The 18,320-nt window shown below is 63.5% G+C and carries 19 protein-coding genes; 17 read left to right on the top strand and 2 right to left on the bottom strand.

The window, feature by feature from the left end; all coding sequences use genetic code 11:
• Positions 1-33 precede the first annotated feature (33 nt).
• The 15 genes from VVD49_RS02335 to VVD49_RS02265 all read left to right on the top strand — a co-directional run bounded on the left by VVD49_RS02335 (position 34) and on the right by VVD49_RS02265 (position 14,260).
• Positions 34-1,341, top strand: coding sequence for a cobyrinate a,c-diamide synthase (locus tag VVD49_RS02335; protein WP_327597515.1), 1,308 nt, complete (start codon positions 34-36; stop codon positions 1,339-1,341).
• Positions 1,338-2,252: an adenosylcobinamide-phosphate synthase CbiB gene (gene cbiB, locus VVD49_RS02330; protein WP_327597514.1), complete on the top strand. Its 915-nt coding sequence runs from the start codon at positions 1,338-1,340 to the stop codon at positions 2,250-2,252. The genes VVD49_RS02335 and cbiB overlap by 4 nt, the downstream gene beginning before the upstream one ends.
• A gap of 9 nt (positions 2,253-2,261) precedes the next feature.
• A complete protein-coding gene (gene cobD, locus VVD49_RS02325) occupies positions 2,262-3,272 on the top strand; it encodes a threonine-phosphate decarboxylase CobD (RefSeq protein ID WP_327597513.1) in 1,011 nt (336 codons plus the stop codon).
• Entirely contained in the window at positions 3,269-4,867 is a 1,599-nt protein-coding gene (locus VVD49_RS02320; protein ID WP_327597512.1) for a cobyric acid synthase, read from the top strand. The genes cobD and VVD49_RS02320 overlap by 4 nt, the downstream gene beginning before the upstream one ends.
• Complete coding sequence (locus VVD49_RS02315) at positions 4,864-5,838, top strand: FecCD family ABC transporter permease (protein ID WP_327597511.1); 975 nt, start codon at positions 4,864-4,866, stop codon at positions 5,836-5,838. The genes VVD49_RS02320 and VVD49_RS02315 overlap by 4 nt, the downstream gene beginning before the upstream one ends.
• The gene (locus tag VVD49_RS02310; RefSeq protein WP_327597510.1) at positions 5,835-6,626 is read left to right on the top strand and encodes an ABC transporter ATP-binding protein; all 792 of its coding nucleotides are present in this window, start codon (positions 5,835-5,837) and stop codon (positions 6,624-6,626) included. Before VVD49_RS02315 ends, VVD49_RS02310 begins: the two co-directional genes overlap by 4 nt.
• Positions 6,627-6,856: 230 nt before the next feature.
• Positions 6,857-7,765: a cobalamin-binding protein gene (locus tag VVD49_RS02305; RefSeq protein WP_327597509.1), complete on the top strand. Its 909-nt coding sequence runs from the start codon at positions 6,857-6,859 to the stop codon at positions 7,763-7,765.
• Positions 7,762-8,286, top strand: coding sequence for a bifunctional adenosylcobinamide kinase/adenosylcobinamide-phosphate guanylyltransferase (gene cobU / locus VVD49_RS02300; RefSeq protein ID WP_327597508.1), 525 nt, complete (start codon positions 7,762-7,764; stop codon positions 8,284-8,286). Before VVD49_RS02305 ends, cobU begins: the two co-directional genes overlap by 4 nt.
• Positions 8,277-8,879: a transglutaminase-like domain-containing protein gene (locus VVD49_RS02295; protein WP_327597507.1), complete on the top strand. Its 603-nt coding sequence runs from the start codon at positions 8,277-8,279 to the stop codon at positions 8,877-8,879. Before cobU ends, VVD49_RS02295 begins: the two co-directional genes overlap by 10 nt.
• Positions 8,880-8,883: 4 nt before the next feature.
• Positions 8,884-9,480, top strand: a complete 597-nt coding sequence (locus tag VVD49_RS02290) for a GNAT family N-acetyltransferase (RefSeq protein ID WP_327597506.1) — start codon at positions 8,884-8,886, stop codon at positions 9,478-9,480.
• 2 nt (positions 9,481-9,482) lie between these two features.
• A complete protein-coding gene (gene cobT / locus VVD49_RS02285) occupies positions 9,483-10,535 on the top strand; it encodes a nicotinate-nucleotide--dimethylbenzimidazole phosphoribosyltransferase (RefSeq protein ID WP_416384889.1) in 1,053 nt (350 codons plus the stop codon).
• A 4-nt stretch (positions 10,536-10,539) separates the two neighbouring features.
• A complete protein-coding gene (locus VVD49_RS02280; protein ID WP_327597504.1) occupies positions 10,540-11,322 on the top strand; it encodes an adenosylcobinamide-GDP ribazoletransferase in 783 nt (260 codons plus the stop codon).
• Positions 11,319-11,903 (top strand): alpha-ribazole phosphatase family protein, encoded by a 585-nt coding sequence (cobC, locus tag VVD49_RS02275; protein WP_327597503.1) that lies wholly within the window; start codon positions 11,319-11,321, stop codon positions 11,901-11,903. Before VVD49_RS02280 ends, cobC begins: the two co-directional genes overlap by 4 nt.
• Before the next feature lie 39 nt (positions 11,904-11,942).
• Positions 11,943-13,055: a putative lipopolysaccharide heptosyltransferase III gene (rfaQ, locus tag VVD49_RS02270; protein ID WP_327597502.1), complete on the top strand. Its 1,113-nt coding sequence runs from the start codon at positions 11,943-11,945 to the stop codon at positions 13,053-13,055.
• Positions 13,052-14,260: a glycosyltransferase family 4 protein gene (locus VVD49_RS02265; RefSeq protein ID WP_327597501.1), complete on the top strand. Its 1,209-nt coding sequence runs from the start codon at positions 13,052-13,054 to the stop codon at positions 14,258-14,260. Before rfaQ ends, VVD49_RS02265 begins: the two co-directional genes overlap by 4 nt.
• A 49-nt stretch (positions 14,261-14,309) precedes the next feature.
• On the opposite strand, the gene VVD49_RS02260 is transcribed toward VVD49_RS02265, so the two are convergent.
• Positions 14,310-15,143, bottom strand: coding sequence for an HlyC/CorC family transporter (locus tag VVD49_RS02260; protein ID WP_327597500.1), 834 nt, complete (start codon positions 15,141-15,143; stop codon positions 14,310-14,312).
• Between the two features lie 700 nt (positions 15,144-15,843).
• On the opposite strand from VVD49_RS02260, the gene VVD49_RS02255 reads away from it, so the two are divergent.
• The gene (locus VVD49_RS02255) at positions 15,844-16,851 is read left to right on the top strand and encodes a pectate lyase (protein ID WP_327597499.1); all 1,008 of its coding nucleotides are present in this window, start codon (positions 15,844-15,846) and stop codon (positions 16,849-16,851) included.
• A 124-nt stretch (positions 16,852-16,975) separates the two neighbouring features.
• On the opposite strand, the gene ybeY is transcribed toward VVD49_RS02255, so the two are convergent.
• Complete coding sequence (gene ybeY / locus VVD49_RS02250) at positions 16,976-17,434, bottom strand: rRNA maturation RNase YbeY (protein WP_327597498.1); 459 nt, start codon at positions 17,432-17,434, stop codon at positions 16,976-16,978.
• A gap of 623 nt (positions 17,435-18,057) precedes the next feature.
• On the opposite strand from ybeY, the gene VVD49_RS02245 reads away from it, so the two are divergent.
• On the top strand, positions 18,058-18,320 hold a 263-nt coding region (locus VVD49_RS02245), incomplete at its 3' end, for a hypothetical protein (RefSeq protein WP_327597497.1).

The following is an 18,320-nucleotide window of genomic DNA, read 5'->3' as shown; positions in this document are numbered from 1 at the left end:
ATTCGCCTGGCGCCTGACGCAGTGCGTCCTTCAATGAGCGGGCTCTCCGACAGCAAGCAGAACGCTTGTCGCGCGGTGTTGATTGCCGCGCCGGCTTCAGGCCAGGGCAAGACCACGGTCACTGCAGCGCTGGCGCGGCAGGCACGGGCGCGTGGCGAACGCGTACGTGTGTTCAAGACAGGCCCGGACTTTCTCGACCCCACGATTCTTGCGCAGGCCAGCGGGGCGCCGGTGTATCAGCTCGATCTGTTCATGGGAGGGGAGGCGCATTGCCGGGCTCTGCTCGCCCAGGCTGCGCGCGAGGCCGACCTGATTCTTGTCGAAGGCGTAATGGGCCTGTTCGATGGCGCGCCGTCGAGCGCCGATCTCGCGCAACGCCTGGGTCTGCCTGTGCTGGCCGTGATGGATGGCAGCGCGATGGCACAGACCTTCGGTGCGCTCGCGCATGGGCTCAAGCACTTCCGTGCAGGCTTGTCTTTTGCAGGCGTGATCGCCAATCGCGTTGGCAGCCAGCGGCACGCAGACATGCTTTTCGAGTCCCTGCCTGCCGATATCCCTGCCGTGGGATGGCTGCCACGTGACGCAGCGCTATCACTGCCCGAACGTCATCTTGGACTCGTTGCGGCGAGCGAGCTGGCCGACATCGGAGTGCGCCTCGACCGCGCTGCTGCCGCGCTTCAATGGTTCGGCACTGAGCTGCCCGTGGTCGCATTCGAGAGCCTGGCTGCCGCGCAAGTGCCCGCAGCTTCGTTACATGGCAGGACGATTGCCATCGCACGCGATGAAGCCTTCGCGTTCACCTATCCGGCGAATCTCGACACGCTGGCAGCACTCGGTGCGCAATGCGTGTTCTTCTCGCCGCTGAACGACGTCGTGCTTCCCGCGTGTGATGCGGTGTGGTTGCCCGGCGGCTACCCCGAGTTGCATGTGTCAAAGCTGGCCAGCAATGCAGCCATGCGAAATGCATTGCACGCACATCACGCTTCCGGCAAACCCTTGCTGGCCGAGTGTGGCGGCATGATGAGTCTGTTCGAGGATGTCGAGCTGACGGATGGGACCCGGCATGCAGGCTTTGGCTTGCTCCCCGGCCATGTGCGCATGCAGAAGCGTTTTGCGGCCTTGGGCATGCAGGCAATCGACTTGCCGGAAGGCACGCTGCGCGGGCACAGTTTTCACTACTCGACGCTGGACACGGCGCTGCAACCGATTGCGCGTGCCACCAATCCAAACGATGGCCCGACCCGCGAGCCCGTGTATCGACAAGGAAGGCTGACGGCCAGCTACATCCATCTCTACTTCGCGTCGAACCCGTCGGCCGTCGCAGCATTGTTCGGTGCATGACTGCCGCAGTCGCGCTCATTCTCGGTTGTCTGCTCGATGCCGTACTGGGTGAGCCGCGCCGTGCGCATCCGCTGGTGTTTTTCGGGAAATATGCAGCCGGGCTGGAGCGCAGGTTGAATCGCGTCGTGCGACCACTGCTGGCGCGCGCGTGTGGCGTACTGGCCTTGCTGCTGGCCATTGCGCCTTTCGTGGCGATGGCCTGGTGGCTGGCGCGTGTGCCGCTGGGGTGGCTGGCGGATGCGGTGTTGCTGTATGTAGCGCTGGGTGCTCGCAGCCTGGGAGAACATGCGCGGGCCATCGCAATCCCGCTGGCGTCGGGCGAGCTTGCTGCGGCGCGTGCGGCGCTGTCACGCATTGTCAGTCGCGATACAAGCGGGCTCGACACACAGGGGGTGGCTGCGGCGACGCTGGAGTCGGTGCTGGAGAATGGCAACGATGCGGTCTTCGGCGCATTGTTCTGGTTTGCGCTCCTTGGGGGGCCGGGGGCTGTGCTGTTCCGCCTTGCCAACACGCTGGACGCGATGTGGGGCTACCGTACGCCGCGTTTCCTGTATTTCGGTTGGGCGGCGGCGCGCTTCGACGATGCGCTCAACTATGTGCCGGCGCGCCTGACGGCCTTGTCATACGCTCTGCTGGGGGAGTTTCGCCAGGCGCTCGGATGTTGGCGTAGCCAGGCAGCCGCATGGGATAGCCCGAACGCCGGCCCCGTCATGGCGGCGGGCGCCGGCGCGCTTGGTGTGCGGCTCGGCGGGCCGGCTCGCTATCACGGCGCATGGGAGGCGCGCCCGTTGCTGGGCTGTGGCGCGCGACCCGTGGCGAGCGATATCGAGCGCGCGATTCGCCTGGTGCGGTCTACCCAGTTGCTCTGGTGCGTGCTCATATGCGCAGCGCTCGGTCTGAAAGTTATTTGAAAGCGGCTCATGTCTGACAATTCACCTTATCCAGCAGGACATCAGCATGGTGGGCGCGTACGTGCCGTTGCGCACGAATACCGCATCGCCGCACGGCACTGGCTCGACCTGTCGACCGGCATCAACCCCCAGGGCTGGCCGGTGCCCGCCATCCCGGTGGAAGTGTGGCAGCGCTTGCCTGAAGATGAGGATGGCCTGTACATGGCGATGGTCGCGAGTTTTGGCACGACTGCCGTGCTGCCGGTTGCGGGTACGCAAGCTGCGATACAGCTCTTGCCACGCCTGCGTCCTGCCTGTCGCGTTGGCGTCGTGTCACCGACCTATGCTGAGCATGTGCATGCCTGGCTCGCTGCCGGCCACAAGGTGCGCGAGATCGCGCTTGCCGACGTGGAAACCGCGCTCGACGAGGTCGATGTGCTGGTGGTGGTGAATCCGAATAATCCGACCGGTGATCTGATGGCTCCCGAGCGCCTGTTCGACTGGAACAAGCGTCTGGCTGCGCGTGATGGCTGGTTGGTCGTGGACGAGGCGTTCATCGAGGCGACGCCGGCATCCAGCATTGCGGGTGCGGTGCCTAGGGCGGGGCTCATCGTCTTGCGGTCGCTCGGAAAATTCTGGGGGCTGGCCGGCTTGCGCATGGGTTTCGTGTTGGCCGAGCAAAGCCTGCTGGATGCCCTGCGCGTGGAGCTGGGCCCATGGCATGTCAGCCATCCGGCACGCTGGATCGCGCAACGTGCTCTGGTCGATCTGCCCTGGCGCGAGGCGACGGTGCAGCGCTTGCAGCGAGACAGTGCACGGCTGACTGCCTTGCTGGACAAGCACGGGTGGCATACGCCGACGGGTTGTGCGCTGTTTCGCTGGGTGCCGACCGTGCATGCCGCGAGCTTGTACGACGCACTGGCAAAACAGGCTGTGCTGGTCAGAGGCTTTGGCGAGGGTGTGCGTTTTGGCCTGCCTGGTAGCGAGGCCGCATGGATCAAGCTGGACAAGGCGCTCGAGCAGGCAGGGAGTTTGTCATGAGTCAGACGACGCAAAGACCATCGCAGTCGGCAAAGGTCCTGATGGTGCAGGGCTGCACCTCGGATGCGGGCAAGAGCACGCTGGTGACGGCAATATGTCGCTGGCTTGTGCGCCAGGGCGGCAGTGTCGCACCGTTCAAGCCGCAGAACATGGCACTGAACTCTGCCGTCACGAGCGACGGCGGCGAGATCGGCCGTGCGCAAGCCGCACAAGCCATGGCCTGTCGCATCGCGCCCCATACCGACATGAATCCGGTGTTGCTCAAGCCGAATACCGATGTCGGTGCGCAGGTCATCATCCAGGGCCATGCCATCGGCAATATGGATGCGCTCGACTATCACGCCTACAAGGCGACGGCGAAGGCCGCCGTGCTCGAGTCTTTCGCGCGTCTGGGCGAGCAGTACGAGTACGTGATCGTCGAAGGGGCGGGTTCGCCGGCGGAGATCAATCTGCGCAGCAATGACATTGCCAATATGGGCTTCGCGGAGGCTGTCGATTGCCCGGTGATCATCGTTGCCGATATCGATCGTGGCGGCGTCTTCGCGCACCTCGTCGGCACGCTGGCCTTGCTCAGCGAAAGCGAGCAGGCGCGCGTGAAGGGCTTCGTGATCAATCGCTTCCGTGGTGATATTGCGTTGCTGCAGAGCGGCCTCGACTGGCTGGAGGCGCGCACCGGCAAGCCGGTGCTGGGCGTGTTGCCGTACCTGTACGGCCTGCAGCTCGAGGCCGAGGACGGAATCAGTCGCGAAGCGGTGCGCGACGTCGCGGGGGCCGCGCGCGCGGGTACGCGCTTGCGTGTGATCGCGCCGGTCACTCCGCGCATCTCGAATCACACCGACTTCGACACGCTGCGCCAGCACCCGCAGGTGGACTTCCGCTTCATCGGGCCGGACGAAGACATTCCGCCCGCCGACCTCATCATCCTGCCTGGTTCGAAAGCCGTGCGTGCCGATCTGGCCTTCCTCAAGCAGCAGGGCTGGGACGCAGCGATTGCGCGCCATCTGCGCTACGGCGGAAAGCTGATCGGTATCTGCGGCGGCTTCCAGATGCTGGGGCGCGAGATCAGCGATCCTCTGGGGCTGGAAGGCACGCCCGGCACCGCAGTGGGCCTGGGCTGGCTCGACGTGACCACCGAGCTGCAAGCCGGGAAGCAGTTGCGCAACGTGCAAGGCGTGCTGAGCCAGCATCTGGCACATGGCCGGCCGGATCCCTTGCTCCTGCCCCTGGCGCCGATGGGTGAGGGCACGACGCCGCAAGACCTGTACGACGACATTCCCGTTGCAGGCTACGAGATTCACGCAGGTGTGACCCAAGGCGCGGCGCTGGACAACCCGGCCCTGCATCTCGATGGCGTGCCGGATGGCGCCATCAGCGCTGACAACCTGGTGCTCGGCACCTATCTGCATGGCCTGTTCGATTCACCGGCCGCTTGTGATGCCTTGCTGGCCTGGGCGGGCCTGGCAGCGCCACGCTCACCGGACATCGCGTTGATGCGCGAGCGCAGCATCGAGTGCCTTGCTGACATGGTGGGCGAACACATGGACACGCAGAAGCTGATGGCCATCCTGGAGAAGAGAGTGGAGCGCAGCGCGTGAGGCTCAAGCCGCCTCCGCTCGCGCTGGCCGGTTTGCTTGCCGCACTGCTCGTCCCCGCTGCCATCCTGATCGGCCTGCTCAGCGGCTCTTCGGGCTGGGGCTGGCCGAAGGGCGACATCCTGTGGCTGATCCGCGTGCCGCGCGTGCTGGCCGCATTTGGCACGGGCGCCGCACTGGCCCTGTCTGGTGCACTGATCCAGCTGGTGACGCGCAACCCGCTGGGTGATCCGCATGTGCTGGGCGTGACCAGCGGGGCGTCAGTAGGTGCCTTGCTTGCCTTGTTGCTCCTGCCCGCTGGCTTCTGGCTGGGGCCGGAGGTCGGCGCGATGTTCGGCGCACTTGCCAGCATGACGCTGGTCTTCTCGCTGACCTGGCGCAGCATGGGGCGCGGGCTGTCGCCGAGCGCACAGCCGGGCACGGTGGTCGTGCTGCTGGTCGGCGTGATGATAGGTGCAGCCTGCGGCGCTTGCGTCTCCTTCATGTTGGCGATGGCCAATGACGCACAGCTGCGCAACATCGTCTTCTGGCTGCTCGGCGATCTGAATGGTGCCTCGATGTGGTGGCCGGTGTGGGGCGCGCTGGCGATCACGTTCGCGATCTCCTGGCCGCAGGCCCGGCAGCTGGACTGGCTGGCGCGCGGCGATGCCTGGGCGTGGACGCTAGGCGTACCCGTGGCGAAGCGGCGTCGCCTGGCGATTCTTGCCGCCTGCATTGCGACCGGCGTGGCCGTCGCGACGGCGGGCAGCATCGGTTTCGTCGGCCTGGTCGGGCCACACGTGGTGCGTCTGACGGGGCTGCGCAATGCGCGCATGCTGTTGCCATTCTCGGCGCTGTTTGGTGGCGTCTTCCTGGTGCTGGCCGATACCTTCGCACGCGTTGTCATTGCGCCCGCACAGTTGCCGGTAGGGGTTGTGTCGGCAGGCTTTGGCGTGCCCTTGTTTCTGATGCTCTTGTTGCGGAGGCGAGCATGAACGCCTTGCCTGTGCAGCTACAGAATCTCTCCTTGCGTGCGGGCGCCAGCCCCGACGGACGCGTGCTGTGCCGCGATCTCGATCTGACGATTGCAGCTGGCGAGCGCTGGGTTCTGCTCGGCCCGAATGGTGCGGGCAAGTCGACCTTGCTGATGAGCATTGCCGGGCTGGTCCAGCCCGCCACCGGCAGCATCAGACTCGGTGGTTCGGTACTGTCTGAATGGCGGAGCGAGGCGCTGGCGAAGACGCGCGCCTGGTGCCCGCAGTTCTGGCTCGACCCCTTTCCGGTGAGTGCTTGGGAAACCGTGGCGTGTTCCGTGCTCGCGACGCAGCCCGAGCTTGCCGCGGACAAGGTTGAGCAGATTGCCCGTACGTGGTTGGGCAAGCTGGATGTCGCGCATCTCGCCGACACCGATGTGCGTACGCTGTCGGGTGGCGAGCGCCAGCGCGTGGCGTTGGCGACGGCGTGTGCGCAGGCTGCGCCGCTGTTACTGCTCGATGAGCCGACTTCGCATCTGGACTGGTCGCATCAAGCTGTCTTGCAGCGACTGCTGAAGACATGGTCGCAGGATGGCGGCACCGTGCTGGCTGCGGTGCACGATCTGAATCTTGCATGGACGCTGGCGACGCATGCGCTGCTGCTTGACGGCAGGGGCGGTGCGAAGTGGGGCAGGCGTGAAGAGGTGCTGACAGTGGATGCGCTGACGGCGGCTTATGGCGTGCCGGTGAGCATCATTGAAGAGGGTGTGGCGCGGTGGTTCAGGATTGATCTGGGGGACGGGGTGTGAGGGGTGTTGTGAATTGTGGCATCTCTCCTCTCCCGGCCCTGACGAGCCACCCTCTCTCCGGGAAGAGGGAATGGCTGAGGCCTGCCGGTTTTCGTTGCACCGGCACGTCTCGCTCGCGTAATGCACGTTGCAGTTCGCTCCCCTGAGAGGGGCGAGCCCGGTCGGGCGGGAGAGGGGAAATGGTAGCGCCCGACCAAACTTTCGAATATCAGATTCATCAGGAGAACCTCTTGCAACAAAAAGCATTTCACGTCTTCTTGACCGTCGTCTGTGTGTTCTTCACAAGCGCCGCATACGCCGCCCCCGTCAAGGACGACGCCGGCCGCACGCTCGACCTGCCGCGTCCAGCCATGCGCGTGATGACACTCGCGCCCAGCCTCACGGAAATGCTTTACGAAGCAGGTGGCGGTGACAAGCTGATCGGTACCGTGGAGTACAGCAACTATCCGCCAGCCGCCCAGAAGGTGGAGCGTGTCGGCAGCAACCAGAAGCTCGATCTGGAGCGCATCGCCGCGCTCAAGCCCGACGTGGTGCTGGTCTGGTATCACGGCAATGCGCTGCGCGAGATCGAGCGTGTTGGCGCGCTCGGCATCCCGCTGTTCTACGTCGAGCCGCATACCATCGCCGACATCCCCGGCGTGCTGGAGCGTCTTGGCCAACTCGTTGGCACTGACAAGGTCGCGCAGGAGGCTGCACAGCGCTTCCGCAATCGGCATGCGGCCCTGCGCACGCAGTACAGCAATCGCGGACCGATCAATGTGTTCTACCAGATCTCCGGCAAACCGCTGATGACCATGAATGACGAGCAGATCATCTCTGACGTGATCCGCCTGTGCGGGGGGCGCAATGTGTTCGGCAAGGAGCCGATGCTGGTGCCGCGCCTGTCGACAGAGAGTGTCGTGGCGATCGACCCGGACGTCATCATGGCCTCGCGCCTTGGGTATGGTGATGGGGGCGCAGTGCGCGACCCGGACGCCGTCAACGTGAAGTCGTGGAACGAATTCACAGGCATGAAGGCGGTGCGCAACAAGCAGATCTGGCTGATCCCGGGCGACCAGATCAGCCGCCATGGGCCGCGTATTCTTGATGCGGCGCAGGCGGTCTGTACGGCGCTGGACGAAGCGCGGAAGTTCAAGTGAGCGCGCACCTCGTCATTGGTGGCGCGCGCTCGGGGAAGAGCCGATTCGCACAAGGGCTGGCCGAAGCGCATGCCGGTGATGTCACGCTGATCGTCACCGCAGAGATCTTCGATGCCGAGATGGCGGCGCGCGTCGCCCTGCATCGCGCGGAGCGGCCTTCCCATTGGCAAGTCATCGAGGCGGCCTCGGATCTGCCCGAGGCAATCATCAAGGCCTGCACGGCGGGCCGCTTCGTGCTCGTTGATTGCCTGACCTTGTGGCTGTCGAATGTCTTGTGCACCCAAGCTGAGCAGCTGGAGCGTCGCGTGCATGCGCTGTGCGATGCCATCAGTACGGCGCAGGGTGATCTGGTGATGGTGTCGAACGAGGTGGGCTGGAGCATCGTGCCGGAGAATGCGCTGGCACGCAGCTTCCGCGACGAGCAGGGGCGGCTGAATCAGCGCGTGGCGATGCTTGCCCAACGCGTGACGCTGGTAGCGGCTGGACTGCCTCTGAAGTTGAAGGACGCAGCATGCAGCTGAAGCAACGCGATCCGCGCATCGAGGCCTATCTTGATGCCTCCGACATTATTGATTTTCACGACTCTGCCATTCAGGACCTGGCGGCTCAGTTGCGTCGTGACCACGCAGACAGCCATCAACTGATAGCTGCGAGCTTTGAATGGGTGCGCGACCGGATTGCACACAGCTGGGACGCACGGCAGGGGCCGCTGACGTTGCGGGCATCCGAAGTGCTGAGAAGTGGCTATGGCTACTGCTATGCCAAGAGTCACCTGCTTGCCGCACTCCTGCGTGCCAATGGCATTCCGACCGGCTTGTGCTACCAACGCCTCTCCAGCGGTGAGCAAGGCGAACCGTACTGCCTGCATGGGCTCAATGCAGTCTTGTTGCCTCGGCACGGCTGGTTCCGTGTCGACGCGCGCGGCAACAAGCCAGGCGTCCACGCGGTGTTCGCGCCGCCCATCGAGCAACTGGCTTTCGCGTTGCAGGATGCGCACGAAAGAGACTTTCCGGATGTGCTGGCCGATCCTTTGTCTGTCGTGGTTGACGCATTGCGTACGCAATCGGATATATTCGCGCTCCACGATAATCTGCCGGATGCCATAGGAATATAAGCGCATGAGTGAGAACGCTGTAATCGAAACCCTGCTGACGGCGCGCCTTGTCCTGCGAAGCCTGCGGCGGGAGGATGCCAGCGTATTTCGCGATTACGAACTGCGTAACCGCGAGCGCTTTGCCCCGCATGGGCCGCTGCGTACAGACGAGGACTTCCTGCCCGCAGCGTTTGACGCGCGTGTCGAGACGATGTTGCGCGACGTCGACAGCGGTGCCTCCTGTCGCTGGGTGATGCGCCTGCGCGACGAGCCGCAGGCAGTGATTGGTCATGTCGTGATATCAGCCATCCAGCGCGGTGTGCGGCATGCCGGATTCCTGGGCTACGGGCTCGACGCTGCACACGAAGGTCAGGGCCTCATGAGCGAGGCCCTGGTGGCAGCACTGGCTCACGCATTCGACGTGCTCAACCTGCATCGTGTGGAGGCGACGCACCGCCCGGAGAACATGGCCAGTGCGCGGGTACTGGCAAAGCAGGGCTTCGTGCGCGAGGGGCTGGCGCGCGACTACATCTGCCTGGATGGCGTCTGGCAGGACTCCGTGCTGAATGGATTGTGCAACCCGCGCTGGCGTTCATCGCCCGTGGTGAATCAGGAGAAATGACGTTGAAATTTTCGATCCATCCCTTGGACCGCACGCTCGCCGCGACGGTACAGGCCCGTCTCGATAGCCGGACCAAACCGCAGGGCAGTCTTGGTCGGCTCGAGAGGCTGGCCTTGCAGGTCGCCCTGATCCAGCGACGCGAACGGCCCGAATTGAAGTCGCCGCGCATCGTTGTTTTCGCTGGCGATCACGGGGCGGCGAATGCGGGCGTGTCGGCTTTTCCGCAGGCAGTGACGGTACAGATGGTGGCGAACTTCCGTGCCGGCGGCGCGGCGATCAATGTGTTGGCGCACCAGTCCGGACTGGCAATGAGCGTGGTCGATGCAGGGGTGGCCAGCAGTTGCTTCGGCCCCGACCGTAGCGAGGTCGAGTTCATCGACGCAAAAGTCGCGCGCGGCACGGCAAACTTCATCGAAGAGGCCGCGATGACGGCGACGCAGCGTGAAGCGGCCATCTCCGCGGGCGCCGAACTGGTCCACAAGTGGCACGGGGCAGGGTGCAATGCCATCGGCTTCGGCGAGATGGGGATCGGCAATACCGCGTCCGCCAGTCTGATCACGCACGCACTGGCCGATATTCCGCTGGCCGATGTCGTAGGGCCCGGTACGGGGCTGGACGATGCAGGCGTCGCGCGCAAGCGCGAACTCCTGTCGCAGGCGGTTGCGCGCGTTGCCGGGCGCTCACTGTCGCCGCTCGATGTACTGGCCGAGTTCGGCGGATTCGAGATCGCCATGATGACGGGCGCCTTTCTCGCTGCAGCCGAACTGGGCATGCTGATCGTGGTGGATGGATTCATCACCAATGCGGCCTTGCTGGTCGCGCACGCCCTGCACCCTGCCGTGCTGGATTACTGCGTGTTCGCGCATTGCTCTGCCGAGCCGGGTCATCGCAGGCAAATGGCATATCTCGGCGTGCAGCCCCTGCTCGAGCTCGAGCTGCGTCTGGGCGAAGGCACGGGCGCCGCTCTGGCCTTCCCCCTGATTCGTTCTGCGCTGGCGCTGATGAACGAGATGGCGGGCTTCGCCGATGCAGGCGTGAGCAACAAGTCGACCTGATGTCGTGACCGAACTGCGCCGCTTCTTCCTCGCGCTGGGCTACTTCACACGCATTCCGGTACCTGCGTGGGTGGGGTGGGCGCCGGACGAGCTGAATCGCGCCGCGCGTTACTTCCCGCTCGCAGGGCTTGTCGTGGCAGGCATCTCGGCGCTGGTGCTGTGGCTGGCGATGGCGGCGCTGCCAGCTTCGCTCGCCGTCCTGCTGTCGATGGCGGCTTCACTGCGACTGACGGGTGCCTTCCATGAAGACGGGCTGGCCGACTCGGCAGACGGCCTGGGGGGCGGCTGGCAGCGCGAGGATGTGCTGCGCATCATGAAGGACTCGCGCATCGGTACCTATGGCGCCGTCGTGCTCGGTATGGCGCTGCTGACCAAGTTCGTCGCGCTGGATGTGTTGGCGACACAGGGCTGGCTTGCGTGCGTCGCGTTGCTGGTTGCACACCCGCTGTCGCGTGTGGCGGCGCTCGTCGTGATGTGCGCGCTGCCTTACGTGCGGGATGACGAAGGGAGTCGCGCCAAGCCGGTGGCACAAGGTGTCGGCGCGACGGAGCTGCTGGTGGGGGCGCTGACTGGGCTGGCTCCGCTGGCGCTGGCAGTGGCGGGGGGCGTGCTGAGCCTTCCTCGCGCCGGAGTCTTGTTGCTGGCCGCGCTGCTTGTCACGGCCTGGTGGGCCCGCTTGTTACGTCGCCGGCTGGGCGGTTACACCGGGGACACATTGGGCGCCACGCAGCAGTTCGCCGAGCTGGCTTGCTATCTCGTGTTGTGCGCGCACCTGCCAGTGCGATGAGTCGCAAGATTTACCTCGTGCGCCACGCGGCGGTCGCAGTGCCGGCGGGCGTCTGCTATGGCCGCAGCGACGTGGCGCTGTCCGGGCCGGTGATGCCGTACGCGTCGTGGCTGGCGGCAGTGTTGCCGCAGCAGTTGCCGGTCTTCGCCAGCCCCTTGTCTCGTTGCCTGTTGCTGGCGCAGGCCCTCGCAACGTCTCCGGTGATCGATCCCCGACTGGCCGAGATGGACTTCGGCGAATGGGAAATGCGCCGCTTTGACGATATTCCGCGTCAGCAGCTCGACGCATGGGGAGCCGATCCACTCGGTTTCCGCGCGCCGGGTGGCGAGTCCGGCAACGAGGTGTTTGCGCGCGTACTGGCGGCGCTGAGGGATATTCTTGATGGCGGCCGTGACGCCATCATCGTGTCGCATGGCGGCCCCTTGCGAGCCATCCGCGGCAGTCTGTTGGGGCTGCCGCGCGAGGCCTGGCTGGGGCAGGTGCTGGCGCAGGGCAGCCTGAGCGTGTTGCGCGAGGAGGGTGGGCGCTGGCTCGCCGAGGGCGTGCAGTGCTTTGATGCGCGCTTCGACGTGAAATCGTAGACAATCCGGCTCACACGTTCCGAGCCCGCTTTCCGATACATGCCTGTTGAGTCCCAGAGCTACCTGCCAGACGCCATCGATCCCGCTGCGCTGAAGCGCGCGCTGGTCATCAAACTGCGCCATCACGGCGACGTGCTGCTGGCCTCGCCGGTGCTGTCGGCGCTCAAGGCAGCGGCGCCTCAATGCGAAATTGACGCGCTGGTGTTTGCCGACACGGCGGCGATGCTGTCGGAGCATGCCGCGCTGGCCCAACTGCATACGTTGGACCGCAACTGGAAAAAACAGGGCGTCGCCGCCCAGCTCGCTGGTGAGTGGGGCGCGTTCTCGAAGTTGCGCGCGCGCAAGTACGACATCGTCATTCACCTGACGGACCACCCGCGCGGTGCCTGGCTGGCGCGTCTGCTTGGTCCGCGCTGGTCGGTGGCGCCCCAGCGCAGCAAGCCTGCCAAGTGGTGGAAGAAGTCGTTTACGCATCTCTACAAGACGGTGGGCGGTGGTCGTCGCCACACAGTTGACACGCATCTCGACGCCTTGCGCCGCCTGGGCATCCAGCCCGAGCAGGAGGCACGCAGACTCAGCCTCGTGCCGGGCGTTGCGGCGCAAACCCGCGTCGATGCACGCCTTGCCGAGCTGGGCCTGAGCGCGGGTAATTTCATCCAGTTCCATCCGGCCTCGCGCTGGTTCTTCAAGTGCTGGCCGATCGAGCAGTGCGCGCAGTTGCTGGCCGCGCTGGCGGCCCGTGGCGAGACCATCGTGTTGACGGCTGCGCCGGACGAGCGCGAGAAGAAGATGGTCGACGCCATCCTCACGCAGGCGAATGTGGGCGAGCGTGCGGTCAATCTTTCCGGCCAGTTTTCGCTCAAGGAACTGGCTGCGCTGACCATGCGTGCGAAGATCTTTATCGGCGTGGATTCGGCGCCGATGCATATCTCAGCTGCAGTCGGCACACCTTGCGTGGCCTTGTTCGGCCCTTCCGGTGACAAGGAGTGGGGGCCGTGGATGGTGCCCTCCGAAATTGTCACCAGTAACCATCCCTGTCGCCCCTGCGGTCAGGATGGCTGTGGCGGCGGCAAGGTGTCGGAGTGCCTGACGACGTTACCGGCGGATCGCGTGCTCGCCGCCGTCGATCGCGTACTCGCGGGGCGTGCATGAGCGGCGCTGCACAGCCGGTCGTCAAACTCAAGGCGAAGAAGATCCGCCTGGCCATCGTGCGCAGTCGCTACAACCCCTTCGGTGGCGCCGAGCGTTTCGTTGAACGCACGCTTGCCGCGCTCGAAGGCAACGAGATCGACGTGACCTTGATCGCGCGCGAGTGGGCTGCGGGCAAGGAAAATGAGACTCAGGCGTCAGGCAAGAAATGGCGCCTGCTCACCTGCAACCCGTTTCACATCGGTCGTCTATGGCGCGACAAGGCCTTCGCGCAGGGCGTGCAGCAACTCATGCTGCGCGAGAAGTTCGACCTCGTGCAAAGTCATGAGCGCATACCGGGTTGCGATATTTTCCGCGCGGGTGATGGCGTGCATGCCACCTGGCTGTCGTTGCGCGCGCGCACGCTCGGCGCGCTGGCGCGCTGGGGACAGTCGATATCGCCATGGCATCGCTACACGCTGGCGGCCGAGGACGAGATGTTCCGCAGCAAGAAGCTGCGCGCGGTGATCTGCAATTCCGTGATGGTGCGCGAGGATCTGGCGCGGCGTTACCCGAAGCTCGCCAGCCGCCTGCATGTGCTGCACAACGGCGTCGACCTGGAGCGCTTCCATCTCGGCCTGCGTGCGCGTAACCGAGCAGCGCTGCGCGGCGAACTGGGGCTGGCGGACAGCGTGCCCATCATCCTCTTCGTGGGGTCGGGTTATGAGCGCAAGGGCGTCGGCCCGCTGCTGCATGCGCTGGCGCGCCCCGAGCTTGCCAGCGCGCACCTGGTGATCGTCGGGAAGGACAAGGCGGAGAAGAAATTCCAGGGGCTCGCGCAGAGACTGGGTGTCGCTGCGCGTGCTCACTTTCAGGGGCCGCAGCAGGACGTTGCGCGCTATCTCGGCGCTGCCGACGTGTTCGCCCTGCCAACGCTTTACGACCCGATGCCGAATGCCGCCATGGAGGCGCTGGCGAGCGGCTTGCCCCTGCTGACTTCGACGAGCTGCGGCGCGGCAGAACTGATCCGTCGTCGCGATTGTGGTGTGGCCGTCGATGCGCTGGATGTCAGCAGCATTGCCGATGGCCTGGCCCATCTGCTGTCACAAGCCTGCGATGCTAAGCAGGTTGAGGCATTGCGTGCCTCGGCGCGCGAGGCCGTCAATCATCTGTCACTGGAGGAGATGGCGAACAAGCAGCTGGCTTTGTACAGGCAGTTGCTGGAGTAGGGCGGAACGTCCGAAGGAGTTCCGCCCTACGCCGATTTGCCAAGCGGGATCAGCCGTCCACCGCAGGCGGAACGCGATCCACCAGCAAGGTATGCACGCGGCGGCTGTCCGCGCGCAGCACCTGGAAGCGCAGGTCGTCCATCTGCACGATCTCTCCACGCTTGGGGAGGCGTCCGAGATGCTGGAGGATCAGCCCGCCAACGGTGTCTGCTTCCTCGCTGCTGAATGCCGCTCCGAAAGCTGCATTGAAGTCCTCGATTTCGGTGATCGCCTTGACGCGGAAACGCCCGGCCTGATCGGCGAGTATGTTGTCGGCATCTTCATCGAAATCGTATTCGTCTTCGATGTCGCCGACGAGTTGTTCCAGCACGTCTTCAATGGTCACCAGCCCGGCGACGCCACCGTATTCGTCCACGATGATTGCCATGTGATTGCGGCTGACGCGGAATTCGCGCAACAAGACATTCAGGCGCTTGGATTCCGGGATGAAAACCGCCGGACGCAACATGCTGCGCAGATTGAAGCCGTCCTGCGGTGCGCGCAGCAGATCCTTGGCGAGGAGGATGCCAAGGACGTCGTCCTTGTTCTCCCCGATGACGGGAAAGCGCGAGTGGGATGTTTCGACAGAGAAAGCGAGGATGTCGTTGATGTCGGCATCGACATCGATGACGTCCATTTGCGCGCGCGGCACCATGACATCGCGCACCGGGATGTCTGCCGCGGTGATGGCCCCTTCGATGATGGACAGGGCGTCGGCATCGAAAAGGTTGCGCTCGTAAGCGGCGTGCAGGAGCTCGATCAGCTCCTCGCGATCTTCCGGCTCACGGGTGAGCAGGGCTGAGAGACGTTCAAGAAAGCTCGGGCGACTACTGGAGGGGTCCATGAATACAGGGTTGAAACGAGAAACGTCAGCACCAATCGGTCGACAATACCTGCAGCTCGCCGGCTGCTGGCAAGGCGCTCACGTTTCGCCTCTCGTCCCGTACGCCGTTGAGGATAACCGAGTTTGCAGATTTCTTCTTGCGCGGCGCCATGCATTCGATGAGAGCGCCATGCGTCAAATGGCTGTGCGTGTTGTAGGAAATGCGCTGACGTAGCACTAATCGAAAACCGCTTCTTCGATTGGAAAATGTCATCGTGAAGAGCGTCCCTTGCTGCGGAGCGGAAAAATGGCTCTTCCGGTCTTGTCGCTGAAACGCGGCTGGCTGCAAAGTCTCTCGAGGCGAAACGCCCGTGTGGAAAGGGGCTACTCACCGCCTTTATGCCCACAAAAATTTGCTTTCTGCACGCGGATTCGGGATGTTGCGTCGCAGCGCGTTCTGTGTGTTGGAATGGCGCTTTTGGTGAAAATAACGGCCTTGTCAGACTGCCAGGAAGGGGTCGGAAAATCGTCCTTGATTTGAGATTTTTCGTGAACCAAATTCCAGATTCGTCATCTCGCGTGACGAGCGTTTGTCGGAAATGGGTAGTCAGGTTTGTAAGAAAAAATCTTACATCGCACGCTTTTGCATTTCTGGTGTGCAGGCAGACCTCGGCGTTCATTTCTGCGTTCCAGCACAAAATCCAATGACAGGAGACACACAATGCTGCGCTTTGCTTTGACCGGGGTTACCTTGGCGATGATCGCCACGGGAGCCTTTGCTGCAACCGACTACCCTTCTGGCTATACGAAGTGCGCGCAGAACACCGGCGCAACCTGTTCCATGAGCGGCACGCACAGTGTCGCGCTCGGCAAGTCCGGTTCGTTCGTCTATGCCACCAAGACGGGCAACTTCGCCTGTATCGGCTCGGCCTTTCCGTCGAACAGCTATCCGGCCTCGGCCTGGTGCTCGGTAGGTGGTTCGAGCACGCCAACTCCTACGCCGACACCCACCCCAACGCCGACGCCAACCCCCACACCAACGCCCACTCCGACACCCACGCCAACCCCGAGTACATGCAAGGCTGGCGCAACCATCTCCGGCACGGTGGATTGCGGCGGCGCGACGGTGGGGACCTCCTGCGACGGCGGCAGCGAAAGCCAGTCGCCCGTGTTCAGCATCGCCGCTGGCGGGCATCTGAAGAACGTGCACCTGAAGGCCGGTGCCGCAGCAGATGGGATCCACTGCCTGTCAGGCTCCTGCACGCTGACCAATGTGTACTGGGACGAAGTCTGCGAGGACGCCGCCACACTGATGCCGGGCGCAGGCAGCCTGACCATCAATGGTGGCTCGGCGAAGAATGCTGACGACAAGGTGTTCCAGCACAACGCTGCGAACGGGACGATCACGGTGAATAATTTCACCACCACGGGTTCGATCGGCAAACTGGTGCGTTCTTGCGGCGACTGCACGGCCAACGGCAAGAACAAGCACATCGTGATCAATGGCGCCAAGATCGAAAAAGCCGGCTCCATCGTCGGTGTGAACAGCAACTACGGTGATACGGCGAAGATCCGGAACCTGCAGATCAAGGGCTACAAGTCTGGCAGCCCGAAGGTTTGCGTGACTTACAAGGGCGTGACCGACCACAACGGCAGCTCGTCGAGCATCGGCGAAGAGTGGAACACGGCATCTTGCGATGTGAGCAAATCGGACGTAACCGCTTATTGATCGGAGCCCTCTGACCCGCCGCAGGTGGCACCGCTGTCGGTGCCGGCGGGGCAGATCCGGTTTGAGGCCCTGTCAGCTAACGCTGGCGGGGCTTTTTCATGGGGCTGCGTGGAGCGCTTCCCCCTCAATGCTCATCTGCATAAGGATCGGCATAACCCAGGCGCGCCATGACTTCGCGCTCGATGGACTCCATCTCCTCGGCTTGCGCTTCTCCCTCTTCATGGTCGTGGCCGCAGAGGTGCAGCAGGCCGTGCACGACCAGGTGGGCCGTGTGCTCTTCCACGCTCTTGCCCTGTTCCGCGGCTTCTTTCCGGACCACTGGCCAGCACAGCATCAGGTCTCCCATCAGGACGGGCTCTGTCTCATAAGCGAACGACAAGACATTGGTTGCGTAGTCACGACCGCGCCAGGATGCGTTCGTGGCACGGCCTTCCTCTGCGTCCACGAAGCGCAAGGTCAGCACTGCCGGGCCGTTGCCGACAGCGCGGATCCAGCGGACCAGCTGCTGGCGCGACGGCAAATCCGATGCGCGGATTGCGCGCTGGATGGTCAGATCAAGGTTCGTGGAGGCAGTTGTCTTCATTCTATTAAATGCTCGTCGCGCAACGCTGGTAGCGGGGCGGGGTAATTTGAAAGCCGCGCATGTTCAGTCAAAGCCGCAGGGGCGTCAATGACGGAGGGGCCGTCAGGAGGGTGTCAAATGTCACGAAACATACTTATTTTTTGAAAGCAACTAAAAAATTTTCACTGACGGAATGTTGCGTTGCGATGCGCCAGAGGCTTTGGAGTTTGTGAGCGGAAAATATTCAGAAAGCGTATCAATACCCCTTGAGTCAGTTGCTTTCGAATCCATACAAACGACCGAAAGCCTGTAAACGTCCGGCTTTGGGCTGAGACCAGTCACCCGCCCGGCTTTTCTGCTGGCGAAATGACTGATTTGATAAAGCAAAAACCTGCAGTGTTGTTAATGTTGTTTTTGACAAATCACCTTGCGCTGCACTGTTTTTGGCCCTCCAGAGCGTGTGGAAATTCGCTTGATTTCGTTTTCTCAATCATGGAAATTGCGCACCTCGCTACCGGATTTCTGTAGGCGGTGGTGAAAGGGGCTGTAGGAGTTCGTCCTACAACAATCAAAAGTAAAGACGCTGCAGCCCTGTGGCACACGAGTAGTTAAGAAGATTCATTTACAAGTTCAGGAGACAAACAATGATTCGCAACGTTCTTACCGGTGTAGCCCTCGCAATGATTGCCAGCGGCGTCTATGCAGCTACCGACTATCCTTCCGGCTACACCAAGTGCGTGCAGAACACCGGCGCAACCTGTTCGATGAGCGGCACGCATAGCGTTGCCCTGGGCAAGTCAGGCTCCTTCGTGTACGCCACCAAGACCGGTAACTTCGCATGTATCGGTTCGGCCTTCCCGTCGAACAGCTACACCGAGTCGGCATGGTGCTCGGTTGGTCCGTCCAG

The organism is Uliginosibacterium silvisoli, assembly GCF_036017035.1.
Taxonomy (GTDB): Bacteria; Pseudomonadota; Gammaproteobacteria; order Burkholderiales; family Rhodocyclaceae; genus Viridibacterium; species Viridibacterium silvisoli.
The sequence above is the reverse complement of the archived record's forward strand: the minus strand, read 5'-3'. Positions and strand labels throughout refer to the sequence as shown.

Bases quoted from the DNA above. Each gene is read 5' to 3' on its own strand.
- cobD (WP_327597513.1), top strand. From the start codon at position 2,262: ATGTCTGACAATTCACCTTATCCAGCAGGACATCAGCATGGTGGGCGC.
- VVD49_RS02320 (WP_327597512.1), top strand. From the start codon at position 3,269: ATGAGTCAGACGACGCAAAGACCATCGCAGTCGGCAAAGGTCCTGATG.
- cobC (WP_327597503.1), top strand. From the start codon at position 11,319: ATGAGTCGCAAGATTTACCTCGTGCGCCACGCGGCGGTCGCAGTGCCG.
- VVD49_RS02295 (WP_327597507.1), top strand. From the start codon at position 8,277: ATGCAGCTGAAGCAACGCGATCCGCGCATCGAGGCCTATCTTGATGCC.
- cbiB (WP_327597514.1), top strand. From the start codon at position 1,338: ATGACTGCCGCAGTCGCGCTCATTCTCGGTTGTCTGCTCGATGCCGTA.
- VVD49_RS02260 (WP_327597500.1), bottom strand. From the start codon at position 15,143: ATGGACCCCTCCAGTAGTCGCCCGAGCTTTCTTGAACGTCTCTCAGCC.
- VVD49_RS02255 (WP_327597499.1), top strand. From the start codon at position 15,844: ATGCTGCGCTTTGCTTTGACCGGGGTTACCTTGGCGATGATCGCCACG.
- rfaQ (WP_327597502.1), top strand. From the start codon at position 11,943: ATGCCTGTTGAGTCCCAGAGCTACCTGCCAGACGCCATCGATCCCGCT.
- ybeY (WP_327597498.1), bottom strand. From the start codon at position 17,434: ATGAAGACAACTGCCTCCACGAACCTTGATCTGACCATCCAGCGCGCA.
- VVD49_RS02310 (WP_327597510.1), top strand. From the start codon at position 5,835: ATGAACGCCTTGCCTGTGCAGCTACAGAATCTCTCCTTGCGTGCGGGC.
- VVD49_RS02265 (WP_327597501.1), top strand. From the start codon at position 13,052: ATGAGCGGCGCTGCACAGCCGGTCGTCAAACTCAAGGCGAAGAAGATC.
- VVD49_RS02290 (WP_327597506.1), top strand. From the start codon at position 8,884: ATGAGTGAGAACGCTGTAATCGAAACCCTGCTGACGGCGCGCCTTGTC.
- VVD49_RS02335 (WP_327597515.1), top strand. From the start codon at position 34: ATGAGCGGGCTCTCCGACAGCAAGCAGAACGCTTGTCGCGCGGTGTTG.